This is a genomic window from Clostridium rhizosphaerae, from assembly GCF_016765585.1.
Classification (GTDB): Bacteria; Bacillota; Clostridia; order Clostridiales; family Clostridiaceae; genus Clostridium_AT; species Clostridium_AT rhizosphaerae.
On record NZ_JAESWC010000014.1, the window covers coordinates 178,514 to 191,624 of the forward strand.

13 protein-coding genes and 1 other annotated feature are annotated in these 13,111 nt (G+C 32.1%); of the genes, 5 read left to right on the forward strand and 8 right to left on the reverse strand.

Annotation, left to right across the window (positions count from 1 at the left end):
- Window positions 1-49: 49 nt before the first annotated feature.
- Window positions 50-1,420, forward strand: coding sequence for an MATE family efflux transporter (locus tag JK636_RS16870; RefSeq protein WP_202750159.1), 1,371 nt, complete (start codon window positions 50-52; stop codon window positions 1,418-1,420).
- 256 nt (window positions 1,421-1,676) lie between these two features.
- Here the strand turns inward: JK636_RS16870 and JK636_RS16875 are convergent, their stop codons facing one another.
- Window positions 1,677-2,429 carry a DUF975 family protein gene (locus tag JK636_RS16875; RefSeq protein ID WP_202750160.1) on the reverse strand — a complete coding sequence of 251 codons (753 nt, stop codon included), beginning with the start codon at window positions 2,427-2,429 and terminating at the stop codon, window positions 1,677-1,679.
- A 212-nt stretch (window positions 2,430-2,641) separates the two neighbouring features.
- Between JK636_RS16875 and JK636_RS16880 the strand changes: the two genes are divergently transcribed.
- Window positions 2,642-2,854: a hypothetical protein gene (locus JK636_RS16880; RefSeq protein ID WP_202750161.1), complete on the forward strand. Its 213-nt coding sequence runs from the start codon at window positions 2,642-2,644 to the stop codon at window positions 2,852-2,854.
- A 29-nt stretch (window positions 2,855-2,883) separates the two neighbouring features.
- Here JK636_RS16880 and JK636_RS16885 read toward each other — a convergent pair whose 3' ends face one another.
- Window positions 2,884-3,681, reverse strand: coding sequence for a lipid II flippase Amj family protein (locus JK636_RS16885; protein WP_202750162.1), 798 nt, complete (start codon window positions 3,679-3,681; stop codon window positions 2,884-2,886).
- Window positions 3,653-4,486, reverse strand: a complete 834-nt coding sequence (locus tag JK636_RS16890; RefSeq protein WP_202750163.1) for a metallophosphoesterase — start codon at window positions 4,484-4,486, stop codon at window positions 3,653-3,655. The genes JK636_RS16885 and JK636_RS16890 overlap by 29 nt, the downstream gene beginning before the upstream one ends.
- A gap of 282 nt (window positions 4,487-4,768) precedes the next feature.
- Between JK636_RS16890 and JK636_RS16895 the strand changes: the two genes are divergently transcribed.
- Window positions 4,769-5,569 (forward strand): MBL fold metallo-hydrolase, encoded by an 801-nt coding sequence (locus JK636_RS16895; RefSeq protein WP_202750164.1) that lies wholly within the window; start codon window positions 4,769-4,771, stop codon window positions 5,567-5,569.
- An 857-nt stretch (window positions 5,570-6,426) separates the two neighbouring features.
- Here JK636_RS16895 and serS read toward each other — a convergent pair.
- The 4 genes from serS to JK636_RS16915 form a co-directional block, all read right to left on the reverse strand.
- Entirely contained in the window at window positions 6,427-7,695 is a 1,269-nt protein-coding gene (gene serS, locus JK636_RS16900; RefSeq protein WP_202750165.1) for a serine--tRNA ligase, read from the reverse strand.
- Window positions 7,696-7,769: 74 nt separating this feature from the next.
- Window positions 7,770-7,969 (reverse strand) — a binding site (T-box leader).
- A gap of 81 nt (window positions 7,970-8,050) precedes the next feature.
- A complete protein-coding gene (locus tag JK636_RS16905; RefSeq protein ID WP_202750166.1) occupies window positions 8,051-8,533 on the reverse strand; it encodes a GNAT family N-acetyltransferase in 483 nt (160 codons plus the stop codon).
- A gap of 95 nt (window positions 8,534-8,628) precedes the next feature.
- Complete coding sequence (locus JK636_RS16910; protein ID WP_202750167.1) at window positions 8,629-9,477, reverse strand: P-loop NTPase family protein; 849 nt, start codon at window positions 9,475-9,477, stop codon at window positions 8,629-8,631.
- A gap of 13 nt (window positions 9,478-9,490) precedes the next feature.
- Window positions 9,491-10,165: a class I SAM-dependent methyltransferase gene (locus JK636_RS16915; protein WP_202750168.1), complete on the reverse strand. Its 675-nt coding sequence runs from the start codon at window positions 10,163-10,165 to the stop codon at window positions 9,491-9,493.
- Window positions 10,166-10,641: 476 nt separating this feature from the next.
- Between JK636_RS16915 and JK636_RS16920 the strand changes: the two genes are divergently transcribed.
- Entirely contained in the window at window positions 10,642-10,809 is a 168-nt protein-coding gene (locus tag JK636_RS16920) for a hypothetical protein (protein WP_202750169.1), read from the forward strand.
- A 203-nt stretch (window positions 10,810-11,012) separates the two neighbouring features.
- A complete protein-coding gene (locus JK636_RS16925) occupies window positions 11,013-11,663 on the forward strand; it encodes a lysoplasmalogenase (protein ID WP_202750170.1) in 651 nt (216 codons plus the stop codon).
- Window positions 11,664-11,725: 62 nt separating this feature from the next.
- On the opposite strand, the gene JK636_RS16930 is transcribed toward JK636_RS16925, so the two are convergent.
- The gene (locus JK636_RS16930) at window positions 11,726-12,799 is read right to left on the reverse strand and encodes a DUF3810 domain-containing protein (RefSeq protein WP_202750171.1); all 1,074 of its coding nucleotides are present in this window, start codon (window positions 12,797-12,799) and stop codon (window positions 11,726-11,728) included.
- Between the last annotated feature and the right edge of the window lie 312 nt (window positions 12,800-13,111).

The following is a 13,111-nucleotide window of genomic DNA, read 5'->3' on the forward strand; positions in this document are numbered from 1 at the left end:
ATGTGCCACCAAATTTAGGAATTAATTATATTTTTGAACAGGAGGAATTATGGGGATAATTCAATTATTTAATGACAAAAAATTTTTTAAGTCCATGTTAAAACTTGCTATACCGATAGCACTTCAAAATTTAATATTATCTTCTTTAAATCTTGTTGATACTATCATAATTGGAGGATTAGGTGAAACTGCCATTGCAAGCGTCGGACTCGCAAATCAGTATTTTTTCCTTTTAAATCTTCTTTTGTTTGGTATAACAAGCGGTTCCTCTATATTCACTGCTCAATATTGGGGCAATAAGGATATTAAAAATATAAGAAGAGTTTTGGGACTATGCCTTTTAACTGGCTGCAGTGCGGCTTTGTTATTTACCTTAGGCGGATTATTCTTTCCCAAACAAATATTAAGCATATTTTCAAAAGATGCGGATGTTATTATGCTTGGAAGTCAGTATTTAAAAATTATAGTCTTTAGTTATGTTATAACTTCCATAACCTTTGCATATTCCTTTACCTTAAGAAGCACCGGACAAGTAAAAATCCCTATGATAGTAAGCGTTACAGCTCTTGCTATTAACACTATTCTTAATTACCTTCTTGTATACGGCTACTTTGGTTTTCCTAAAATGGGGACCAACGGTTCTGCTACAGCGACTTTAATAGCCAGAATTATAGAAATGTGTTTAATTCTATTTGCAGTGTATAGAAAAAATAATGTTATAGCCGCTAAGTTCAGCGAGCTTATGGATTTATCAAAAGCCTTTATTCTTAACTTCTTTAAAGTGACAATACCTGTAATATTAAATGAATCAATTTGGGCTCTCGGAGTAACTATGTATGCAATAGTTTATGCAAGAATGGGTACCGAAGTTATTGCATCTACCAATATATCAAGCACGGTAGAAAGAATTACCTGGGTAATATTTATGGGACTTGGCAATGCTTGTGCAGTTATGATAGGCCATAAAATTGGTGAAGGAAATGAAAAAGATGCATTTATTTATGCAAAACGCTTTATTATCTTAGGTCCTGTATTTGCAATGTTTGCAGGAATTCTTGTATTTTTTACATCACCTTGGATATTATCTGCTTATAAGGTTTCACCTGTAGTTTATAATTATGCTGCTAAAAATCTTATAGTTTTTTCAATATTCCTTTGGGTAAAAGTATTTAATTTTACTTCCATAGTTGGGATACTTAGAAGCGGAGGAGATACAACATTTTGCTTAATATTAGATACCGGAGGAGTATGGCTTATAGGAGTGCCTCTTGTATTCCTTGGCGGACTTGTATGGCACCTTCCAGTTTATTATGTTTATGCCCTGGTTTATATGGAAGAAGTTGCAAAGCTTATTATAGGTCTTCCTAGAATACTATCTAAAAAATGGATTAATAATTTAGCTTCAAAAACAGTTGTATAACTAAAGGGGTTGTATCAAAACAGCCAAACCTAGTGTGGTATTTGAATATGTAGGAACATTTGAGCAAGCAGTAATAAGACTTTAATTAAAAAATTTATAAAGCCGTTAAGAATCCTGTACTGTCTGAGCAAAGCGAGTTTATAGGATTTAGGGTTTATAAATTTTTTAATTATTAGTCTTATCTGCGAAGCGAAAGTTTCCTAAGATTCAAATACCACGCAGTAGGTTTAAGTTGTTTTGATACAACCCCTTCATATTATAGGCTTTCTACTCTAACATAACCCTGCTTTAAATCTTCATAGAAGTTAGCTTTAGTTGTATTATAATATGCACTAACCCATAAAAGTCCAATAACTAGGGCTAAAAGGCCTAATATAAACCATCCAATAAAACTTAGCATAAGCATAAAAAGCTTACCCTTGTTTCCTTTCATCATTTCCTTACTTCTTCTAATTGCTTCTATAGAACTTATCTCTGGATTATCATGCAGTATATAATAAGCCATAGAATATCTTAAACCTGCCATTATTACTGATACTGATGAAGCGATACCAAATACTATTATTGTTAATACTAACATACCAAAGGATTGTTTTATAAAGAAAACTATTCCGAGTATTGCACCAGGTATTATAAATATCGAACTCCATAAAGCAACAAATATTATTACCAATAGATTTAATAAAAATGAATTTCCAAAGTTTTTGAATCCACTGAATATATCTTCTATAATTGCATTTTCCCCTCTTGCTAATTTCAAGAAATATGTTGTTATTCCAAGTGCAATTGGACCTGCCAATATAAAATTAATAAGTGCTCCAAAATTAACAAATGCCCCACTTGTCCTATGCACAAGCTCTCCATTTACATAGCTGTATTTTATTCCGCTGTTAGCCTGAAAGGCTTGAGTAAGAATATATGATATCAGGATAATTAATACAGTTATCATCCACTTTCCTGCAAGCTGTCGCCTAGCTGATGCCCTGTATTCGTTGTTTTGTTTTAACATCTATTAACCCCCTATATTATTTATTTCAGCATGAATACTCTCGCATTTATGCTGCTATTATTTGTAATAATAGTGTACTATATATTTTATTTTTTTAAAAGCACTAATATTCCAAATATTATTTTTCACAAATGAAAAAACTGCTAACTTTATTTTTTGAGCTAAGGGAATACTATTAAAGGTAAATATAAAATTGAAGAGGAGGAAATCTAATGCCAACAAAGAAAACAGATAATAAGGACGATAGAATCTTATCTACACCTTCAGTTACAGGCTCGCACGCTACCTCTGAGAGCTCAAACTTAACAATCAGCTCCGGGCATGTGGAAGCAGACAACAAATCTTTCTTTTTAAATTTTGATAATGTAAAAAACCCTATCCCTACAGATACAACTATGAACTTAAAGCCCGATAATAATAAATAGTAAAGGCACTGCAGCTGCAGTGCCCTTTGTTATCTATAATATAAAGCTAATAACTTAGCAGATGGTATTAATAAAAGCTGTCCTAGCAGAGTTCCTATAAGCTTAGTTCCTATAAGCAGAATAACTAAAGCTTTTACATCTCCATATTCTCTTTTACCTCTATAAACCTCATCTGTTATTATAGCAGCCTTGGGGTCTATAAATAATGTTAAGAAAATACTTGCTACACCATTTATCATACCTGAGGAAGCTGATATTGCAAGCCTCTTGTCTGGAACATATATTGCTGCATAATATGCTGCTAAAACACCTATAGTATATATTCCTGTAATTAAAGTATTTAATATCAGAAGCCTTTTCGGAATGTCCTTAAATCTTAGCTGGCTTATCATAGATTTTTTAGGTCTTATTGTGCTTTTAGCAATACGTTTTATGTTTCCTATACTTAAAGATTGTATAACTAAACTTGGCACTGAGCCAGTCTCCTCAAGTTTTGAAACCCCCTTAGAAAAAATTTGAAGAAAGCTTGGTATTGCAATAATTCCCAAGATAGTTCCAAGCGTAGTCGCAAATATCACCTGTCTTGTTTCAAAAATAGGGTTATAATTTTGTTTTATACTATTATCAATCAGTGATCCAATTAAAGGACCCTGAAACATATTTGCAGTTCTAGCCACTAAAACTATAAGATTAAACATAGAAGTTGATAATGCAAAGTTTCCATGCTTTACAGAATTCAATCTTACAGAATATGAAATAGTGTCGACAATATGTATTACTACTGTAAGTATAAATAGTTTAAAAATCAAGCTGTTTCCTATAATCATTAGTATCTCCTTTATTTTCTATATCGATAAGACTAATTTGACTCCTATTACAAAGCCTTATAGGTAGTCTTGTTGTTCCTACACCGCTGTCTATATAAAGTAAGCTCTTTTCTCCTATTTCATAAATTCCTTTATTATACTTTGGCTTGAAGCCTTGATCCGGAGCTATAAGTGCCCCAATTATAGGAATTCTTATTTGACCGCCGTGAGTATGCCCGCAGAGAATTAGGTCGCAAGGCATGTTTTTATAATGTTTTACTATATCCGGCTTATGGCAAAGCAATATTGTATATAAATCTTCATTAATATTACTTACTGTCTTCTCCAAGTTTCCCTTTTTACTTGAAGAATAATCTATCCCGCAAATATTTATTTTCTTATTTCCTATTATTAAGCTTTCATTATTATTCAGCAGAACCTTTACTCTTCTTCTTTCAAGCTCCTCTAGAAAACTATCCATATTTCCGCTTTTTAGCTCATGGTTTCCCGGAACATAATACACATTTTTATTAAAAGTTATCAACAGTTCCACAAAGTTATAAACATTACTATAATCCTTTGTTCTTTTATCTATCAAGTCTCCCGTTATAACAATAATATCAGGCTTTATATGACTTATAAGCTTTAATATCCTTTTATTATGTTTAAAATTATGATAATCCGTTATTTGAACAATCTTTAAGCCTTGCTCCGGCAGCTGCTTTTTCGTTTTTAACCTTACCCTGTTAATCTTAGTAAAATTAGTCTCAAAATATATATCTATAATAGTTAAAATAATTAAAGCTCCTAAAATTTTTATAAACATTAAACTCTCCTTTTATTTTTATTACTATTATAAACCATTATATGGCATATTTGTACATAAAGTTAATTTAAAAATGTGAAGTGAATTACTTCACATGAAGATTTGCTGGAAGCTTTTAAACTTTAAAGATGTAAAATAGATAATTAAAGTATTTTTCCAATATAAAAAGCATGTTAATTTTAAATAATTAATTAAAGGCTCAAATCCAATACTTCCAAAAACATATAATAAAATTTTAATGGATAAACTAAATTTGAATCTGATTATGAAAGGAAGATTTATATGAGCAAAGATATTCTTGGCCAGCAGACTTTAAGAGATGTAATATGTCTTCAGGTTCTTATAGCAAATGTATGTTTTATAGGAAAGCCTGGACTTGATGACTGGGTACTTGTCGATGCCGGAGTCTCCGGTACGTTAAATAGAATAGTTGATGCAGCTTCTGAGTATTATGGAAAAGGAAATGCTCCAAAAGCTATAATTCTTACTCATGGGCATTTTGACCATGTAGGTGTTCTCGATAAGCTTTTAGAAATATGGAAGGTTCCTGTATATGCGCACAAATTAGAAATGCCTTATTTAACCGGACAGAAGGACTATCCACCTGCTGATCCAACTGTTGGAGGAGGCTTAATGTCTTTAGTTTCTCCACTTTATCCTCATAAAGGTATAAACTTAGGAGATAAAGTTAAGGCTTTGCCTGATGACGGGAACATTCCGTTTTTGAAGGATTGGAAATACATTCATACTCCCGGACATACACCAGGTCACATTTCTCTCTTTAGAGAGTCTGACGGCGTTCTAATAGCTGGTGATGCTTTTATTACAGTTAACCAGGAGTCTGCCACCGCAGTACTTACTCAAGAAAAAGAGGTTAATGGGCCACCATCATATTTTACCCCTGATTGGGAAGAAGCCAAAAAATCTGTGCAAAAGCTTGCGGCATTAAAGCCTTCCTTAGTTATTACAGGTCACGGTCTTCCCCTAAGCGGAAGCAAGCTTACTAATGAACTTCAAAGACTTGCTGATAATTTTGATGAATTAGCTGTCCCTGACCATGGAAGGTATGTGAAAAATAAGTAGAGGACGCAGTAAAGTTATCGCAGGCTGGCGAGTAAAGACCTTAGAGCTTTGTGCAGAAAATAATATTTTACTTTATGATTCCTTTGCGTATGTTCTAAGGCTTGCAATGCTAAAAAGCTAAGAGTCTCTAGGAATTCGCTTGACTTCTTGTTTCTTTAATAGCCACAGGCTTCAAAATATCTTTAGTAAACTTAAAATACTTTTAGATTGCTCAAAAGAGAGACTCTAAGCTTTTCAGTATTGCTTCGCCAAGAACATGGGCAAAGTTATCAATCAAATTAAAATATTATTTTCTACACCTGCTCTCAGTCTTTACATCACAGCCTATGTAACTTTTGTACGTAATTATAATTATCTATCTATAAGACTCAATCAATGATTGTCTCGTATTTATAATTTTTAATATTTGGCGCTTTTTAATAATAGTGTTGATATAAACATGTTCTTTAATATTGTAGAAAGCAAATCTACTGCAAACCAGCATGGCTCAAGTAAATATTTAAATAGATATATATTTGAATATTTTATAGGCTTGCTTTAGAGTCTGTAGGGCAGTGTGGAAAATAATATATAAGATTAATTGAGTACCTTGCCCATGTTCTTGGTGAAGTGAAGTCATAAAACTTAGAGCCTCTCTTCTGAGCCAACATAATGTAAAATATGATATAAAGAGTTTATTATAGAAACTTCACTTTAAAGATACCAAGAGTTAAAGCGAATTTCTAGAGGCTCTTGGTTTTATGGCTTCACGAACCTTAGAACATCCGCAAGGTAATCACTAAGATTATGTATTATTTTCTACGCAAAGCCCTGCTGACTTTAAAGCAAAGCCTGCAAACATTTAGTTCGTAATTTTATTAAAGCCTATCTCTTCCCACCCATTTTCTCAAAACTTCAGGAACAATTATGCTTCCATCTTCCTGCTGGTACTGCTCCATAATTGCAGGGAATAATCTGCTTGTTGCAAGCCCTGAAGCATTTAGTGTGTTTACATACTCTGTCTTTTTGCTTCCCTCTCTTTTGAATCTGATCATTCCTCTTCTTGCCTGATAATCTCTTGCGTTTGAAGCTGAGCTTACTTCCTTGTAATCATTCATGCTCGGAATCCAGATTTCTATATCATAGGTTTTAGCCATTGAAGCGCTTGCATCTTTCGCAGCAAGTTTTGTAACCCTATAGTGCAGACCTAGGCCTTGAACAAGCCTTTCTGCTTTTCCTATAAGTTCTTCTAAAGCTGCATTTGAATCTTCAGGCTTTGTATATTGAAACATTTCAACTTTGTTAAATTGATGTCCCCTAATCATTCCTCTTTCAGAAGCTCTATGGCTTCCTGCCTCAACTCTATAGCATGGAGTATAAGAAAAATACTTCCTTGGAAGGTCTTCTTCCTTCAAGATTTCATCTCTGTGAAGATTTATTAAAGCAGTCTCAGAGGTTGGAAGCATAAAGCTGTAATTATCCTCCTCACCTTTTACTATATACACTTCGTCAGCAAACTTAGGGAACTGGCCTGCCGTAAGTCCGCATTGATAATTAAGGATATGAGGTGGAAGAATAAACTGGTAGCCGTCCTTAATATGCTCTTCGATAAAATAATTTAAAAGCGCCCATTCAAGTATTGCACCATTGCCTTTATAAATCCAGAAGCCATTGCCGCCAAGCTTTACGCCTCTTTCGTAATCAATAAGATCATTAAGCTTAACAAGATCCATATGATCTTTTGGTTTAAAATTAAACTCAGGTTTTTTGCCCCATTCTCTTACACCCTTATTATTTTCTTTTCCTCCTGGAAGAATATCTTCATCAGGCATATTAGGGAGCTTCTCTATGGAAGTCTTGATTTTTTCCTCAATAGCTGTCAGCTTGTTATCCAATTCCTTTATTGTAGTAGCTAATTCCTTCATTTCCTGAAAGTTATCTTCAACATCTTTCCCCTGTCTCTTTAACTGAGCTATTTCCTTTGACAAAGTATTTCTCTTGCTTTGAAGTGTCTCAACTTTAACTAAAAGCTCTCTTCTTTCCTTATCCAGCTCTAATATTTCTGTAAAATCAACCTCATCCATACGCTTTAGAAGCGCTGCCTTTACTTTTTCAGGGTTTTCTCTAATTAAATTTAAATCTAACATATCTATTTAGCCTCCTATAATCAATTTACCTTTATAAACTTACTGCAAAATAAAAACTTCCGCCTCTGTATAAAAACAGAGACGGAAGTATATCCGCGTTGCCACTCTCATTGTCAAATAAAAATTTGACCTCTCAACAGTGCTTTAAAGGGCACAAACCATTGACTTTTCGTCTAAGTTCAAGAAGTGGATTGACTATTTCCTGCATCGGTTTTCACCAACCACCGACTCTCTTAAGCAGTTCTTAAGTCTTAGCTTCCATCATAACCTTATATATTTATTAAACACTAGTATTTATATTATCATAGATTTTAACACTTATTTTGTGCAAAGTAAACACAAAATATTCAAAATCTTATTCTAAAATCATTAAATGAAACTTTGATACAGTTATTCCTTTTGCTCTGTCAAAGCTCATTTTTCTCTTAAAGCCTGATTTTTCATATAATCTTATTGCTCTTTTATTAAAATCAGCTACTGTTAATCTAATGTTATCAGTTGAATACATTGCTTTAGCAAATTGTATTCCGCTGCTTAAAAACTTTTCTCCTAATCCTTTTCCACATAAATCTGGTCTCATGCCAAGCCCTATATCAACATAATCATCATCTTTATATACCAAGTGCTGATTTCCGGCAGGCACCTGTGCAGCTTTTCCAAAACAATAGAATCCAATAATCTTCCCCTCTTCATCAGTTACTGAATAATAGTCTCCACTCATAAATTCATCTATACACTCTAAGCTTCCATCCATACTATATATAGAGTATGGCTCTTCATATTCCCAAGTGGAGATTTTAACAGCTGCAGATTCGTCCATCTTTTTAATAAAAAACATAGTTTCGCCCCCTATTATCTACATTTGTAGAACCCTTAACTACCTTTTTATATTTATGATTTGTTCAACCCTCTTATTACGATTATCGTATATCATCACAACTCATTCCCCAGAAACTTTTCAATTTTATTGTAGCAATTCTCCCAGTTGTAGCCGGAATTATCTAATATTAATTTATCTATAGATAACTTTTCTAGAAGTTCAAGTTCTACACTTCTTCTATCCTCAAAAAACTTCACAGTACCATCAAATCCATTTAAATCATGCTTTTCCCCATAAGCCTGATTACAAATATATTCTATAACAAAATTAATCCAGCCTTTATCTCTAATCTCCGCTACTCTTTTAATAGTTTCCCTTACACTTTCTTGATAATAATAAATAAGCTTAGGATTCAATTTATTAATTATATTTTCGATTTGAAGCACATGACTCATAATATATTCCTTAGCAGTACAATGTCTTGCCATCATTACAACTAAAGGATTTTGTATGAAACAGCACTCAAATATATATACTTTATCTTCCTTGCTTGCTCTTTCTGCAAATTCATTCCACCTTTTAAGTGTAAGTTCATGATATCTCTCTAAAGATAAACCATCACACACATCAAACTTAATAATTTCATTATATAGATCTTCCGAAAGTTCATTGCCCCTCTCATTTTTAATTTTACCATAATGTATAAAGATATTATTATCTTTCTTTATTACACTGCTTTCTAATATAGGCTTAAATCTTTCGTATTTTAAAAGCAACAGCTCATACTCAGCTTTACTCAAACAAGCTACTGCTTCAAAATCTGCAGGATGTTCTAAATTGCCTTCACTATACAATTCATTATCTATACCTTCCTTATCCAGCAGTTTTTTAATAAATTCAGCCGTTGTAGTTTTACCTGAACCAGGTATTCCCTCTACTATAATCAATTTAGTTTTTGTCATATAAAATCCTCCATTATTCTACGAAATAAATTGTGTGCTCTCCTTCTTTAAATACAAGTTCAAACTTAGCAAAACCAGCTTCGTTAAAAAGCTTTTTCTGAGTTTCTATTGAGAATGGTATATCTATGTGATAAAGCTTGCCCGCCTCAAGGCCAAACTTCTCATAAGCTTTATAGTATTCCTTTAGCCATTTTTCTTCATTTTCCTGACTTACCACATAATCTCCTTCAATATATCTTCCACCATCCTTCACTGCACTTCTAATCTTTTCATAAAGCTTCTTCTTTTCATCGTATATAAAATGATGCATTGTCATAACTGATATTACATAGTCGTAGCTTTTTACTCCAAAGGAATGTGTAAGGTAAGAATCCTTAATTATATTGATTTGATTTTTTTTGCTTTTGTACTTTTCTAAAAGTATTTCAAGCATCTGCTCTGACATATCAATGCAGGTTATTCTTGCATTGGGGGCCTTTTTAAATATTCCCTCTATCTCTAGACCGGTACCACATCCTAAATCTAATATTTCAACCTCCTTATCCGTTTCTTCTATAGAACATGATATTAAGTTATAATAAGTCTCAAAGGAATTAACAGTATCCCTCATATGTGCTTCGTATCCTACTGCCCTTTCATTAAAAAAACTTGACATTTCCTCGTACTTAACAGTTTCTTGACTACTCATAATAAATCCCTCTCCTAATTTAAGTTTATTTCTCAATAAAATAAAAAACGTAAAGAAGACTAGCTTCCTTACGTCAATTCAGCATTACTAAATACCTATTTCATGAAATAAAAAAGCCATACAAACAGTATGGCGTAAATTCATGTAACAAGCAGTATAAAACAAGACTATAATAAACGCTATATCATTCTTAACATTGGTCTCTAAGAAACACAACAAACAAACCTGAGCTTTATATAATTTAAAATTATATAAGTCAAGCCAAAAGCTTCTTAGATTAATTATTAAATTTAATTATTTAACAATGTTTAGAATGAACTTTAACATCTATTAAGTACCTCCGTATTTCCTTTATCTAAATATTATCATCACTTCCTTATGATGTCAATTACTATGCCAGTGTAATATTTATTCAATAAATTACACAATCTATCTTTAAATAGTATTTAACAATTAATAGAAAAGAGGCACTTATTATGAATGACTATCCTAAAAAGCACAAATTTCTAGATTTCTTAAATCGAATTGGTGAGGCCGCAGACTTTGTTAATACTGATTATTTAAACTTAACTAATTTATCTAAACCCCCGCTTAATTTTGAAAGCAAATATAATACAGGCCAGGATAATAATGACTTTGATTAAAAACCCTTGGTTACAAAAGTGCCCCAGGGTTTTTATCAGTTACAGCATCATATATTAATAAAATGCTTATGAAATTCTGCTTAACTTTATCTCACACCTTATTGTATTTGCTGTAATAAATATGGAGAAACACTTCTTTTGAAAATAAAGTAAACATTGTATAATATAGGTGTATATTATTTTTAGTAGAGGTGTATTAAATTATGACAATAAAGTTAGCCCTAATTGTACCATTTCTAATTTTGTGCATACTAAATGTCTTTTATGAGAAAAATGGCAAAAGAAAAGGGGTAGTATTTACCAAGCCACTTTTAATGCCCCTTCTTGGAGTTTTCTATTCACTAAACACAGCACATATAAACTACTATATTCTTTTAGCATTAACCTTTGGGTTTTTAGGTGATGTCTTTTTACTGAAAAATAATAGAAACAGCTTGGTTTTAGCTGGTATTGTATCATTCTTAATAGGTCATGTATTTTATATTTTTATTTTTGCTTTAAGTTCATATATGTTAAAACCTATACCTATTTGGTTCTTATTATTCTTACTCCCCTATATTGGTATAGCCTATTTAATGTTTAAGAAGCTCTTATCTACAATGGAGTCTATGAAGTTTCCAGCTATTATTTATATGTGTGTACTCTGTACCATGAGCTTTATGAGTTTATCGCGTATTTGGGCTGTTTCCTTATTATCCTTTATGCTAACATTTTTAGGATCATTGTCCTTTTTAATATCAGATTCCATATTGGCATTTGATATGTTTTCTGCTCGAAAAGGAAATAATGGTGCAGTCATAATGGCAACCTATACTTTTGCACAGCTTTTGATTGTTATAGGATTATTGGTATAAAATAAAAAGATCACATTGAAATCAGAAAACTTACAATGTGATCTTTTTTCAATATTAAATTATTATTTCTTTTTATATTCAGCAAGCAGCAAATCTACCATTCTTCCGTAGCTCTGTACTCCATCCTTTTGTCCGTTTGATTTTAAATATGTATTATTTACTTGATTAGTAATTTTCTCAGTTTTTCCCTTATACTTCTGCCAATACTCTGAATCATATACAAGATCTCTTCTCACACCTTCAGAATAGGTTTTAGCAAGGTGTTTATAACTTTCCATATCATTATCTGCAAGTGCATTCATGGAATATATAACTGCCAGCATCACGCCGGAATACTGAAAATCATTGTCTGGATGCATTGAACAGGTTACATAGGCAATATAATTTGCTTCATCCTCTCTTGCAAAACCTCTCTGATGAGCCATTTCATGAGCTGCTGTAGCTGGCAGCATATAGTCAGTAACATTAATATTTACATTTGGTTCACCTGTATAAGGCATATAAATACCAGTAATACCTGTGTAAGACATTTTTTCAGACAACAAAATCCTCTTAGGAGGGCCGTATTTTCCTCCAAGTTCAGGATAGATTTTAGAGGCAGCCTCATAGCCTGAGGCTTCTCTTTTGAAAACATCTTTATAGCCTCCTTGAATCGTCATAACACCTTTGGGATTTTCGTAAACTTTGCTTCTTAAAGTATTAGCTCTTGCTATAAGACTTTCACAAAGCTTATATAAATCTTCCTTAGAGGATTTTTCTATCTTAAGGTTTGCAATCTTATCGAAGGATATTCTATTATAATTAAAACCCCAAAAAATCATGAATATAATATATAAACTTGAAGCAAAAGCTAAAATATTTATAAGCTGCTTAATAAATCCTCCTTTTACTATTTTAATAAACAAAACAATAAATGATATCACTAAAATTATTACAAGTGTTATTATCAAAAATTCTGCTGCTGAAAAAGGAAAAACACCTGTAATTATGCTGAGTCCTTGTCTTATAGGCCTATCTAAGCCAGTTGAATAATACTTTTCAATAAACTCGGGATAGCTTTTGGTTATAATGTTTAAAATAAAAATTATTGGCGCAAGTGCAATTATTATTATCTTTGACCTTAACTTATCATTCATAAACAGCCTCTCAACTTATACCTTAAAACTTATTATTTACCTTTATTTGTATTAATTATATTACATAAACGCTTCGTAGAATATATAAATTTTATTAAATAAAAAAGGGACTGTTACAGAAACACCTAAACTTAGCATGTTATTTGAATTCGTAGAAACATTTGAGCGAGCAGTAATAAGACTTTAATAAAAAAACTTATAAAGCCGTTAAGAATCCTATATTGTTTAAGCGTAGCGAGTTTATAGGATTTAGGCTTTATAAATTTTTTTATTATTAGTCTTATCTGCACAGCGAAAGTTTCCCAGAATTCA

Excerpts from the sequence above, each read along its gene's own strand:
- JK636_RS16905 (WP_202750166.1), bottom strand. The coding sequence starts at position 8,533 with ATGTTTTTTATTAAAAAGATGGACGAATCTGCAGCTGTTAAAATCTCC.
- JK636_RS16930 (WP_202750171.1), bottom strand. The coding sequence starts at position 12,799 with ATGAATGATAAGTTAAGGTCAAAGATAATAATAATTGCACTTGCGCCA.
- JK636_RS16885 (WP_202750162.1), bottom strand. The coding sequence starts at position 3,681 with ATGATTATAGGAAACAGCTTGATTTTTAAACTATTTATACTTACAGTA.
- serS (WP_202750165.1), bottom strand. The coding sequence starts at position 7,695 with ATGTTAGATTTAAATTTAATTAGAGAAAACCCTGAAAAAGTAAAGGCA.
- JK636_RS16875 (WP_202750160.1), bottom strand. The coding sequence starts at position 2,429 with ATGTTAAAACAAAACAACGAATACAGGGCATCAGCTAGGCGACAGCTT.
- JK636_RS16915 (WP_202750168.1), bottom strand. The coding sequence starts at position 10,165 with ATGAGTAGTCAAGAAACTGTTAAGTACGAGGAAATGTCAAGTTTTTTT.
- JK636_RS16910 (WP_202750167.1), bottom strand. The coding sequence starts at position 9,477 with ATGACAAAAACTAAATTGATTATAGTAGAGGGAATACCTGGTTCAGGT.
- JK636_RS16925 (WP_202750170.1), top strand. The coding sequence starts at position 11,013 with ATGACAATAAAGTTAGCCCTAATTGTACCATTTCTAATTTTGTGCATA.
- JK636_RS16920 (WP_202750169.1), top strand. The coding sequence starts at position 10,642 with ATGAATGACTATCCTAAAAAGCACAAATTTCTAGATTTCTTAAATCGA.
- JK636_RS16890 (WP_202750163.1), bottom strand. The coding sequence starts at position 4,486 with ATGTTTATAAAAATTTTAGGAGCTTTAATTATTTTAACTATTATAGAT.
- JK636_RS16870 (WP_202750159.1), top strand. The coding sequence starts at position 50 with ATGGGGATAATTCAATTATTTAATGACAAAAAATTTTTTAAGTCCATG.
- JK636_RS16895 (WP_202750164.1), top strand. The coding sequence starts at position 4,769 with ATGAGCAAAGATATTCTTGGCCAGCAGACTTTAAGAGATGTAATATGT.
- JK636_RS16880 (WP_202750161.1), top strand. The coding sequence starts at position 2,642 with ATGCCAACAAAGAAAACAGATAATAAGGACGATAGAATCTTATCTACA.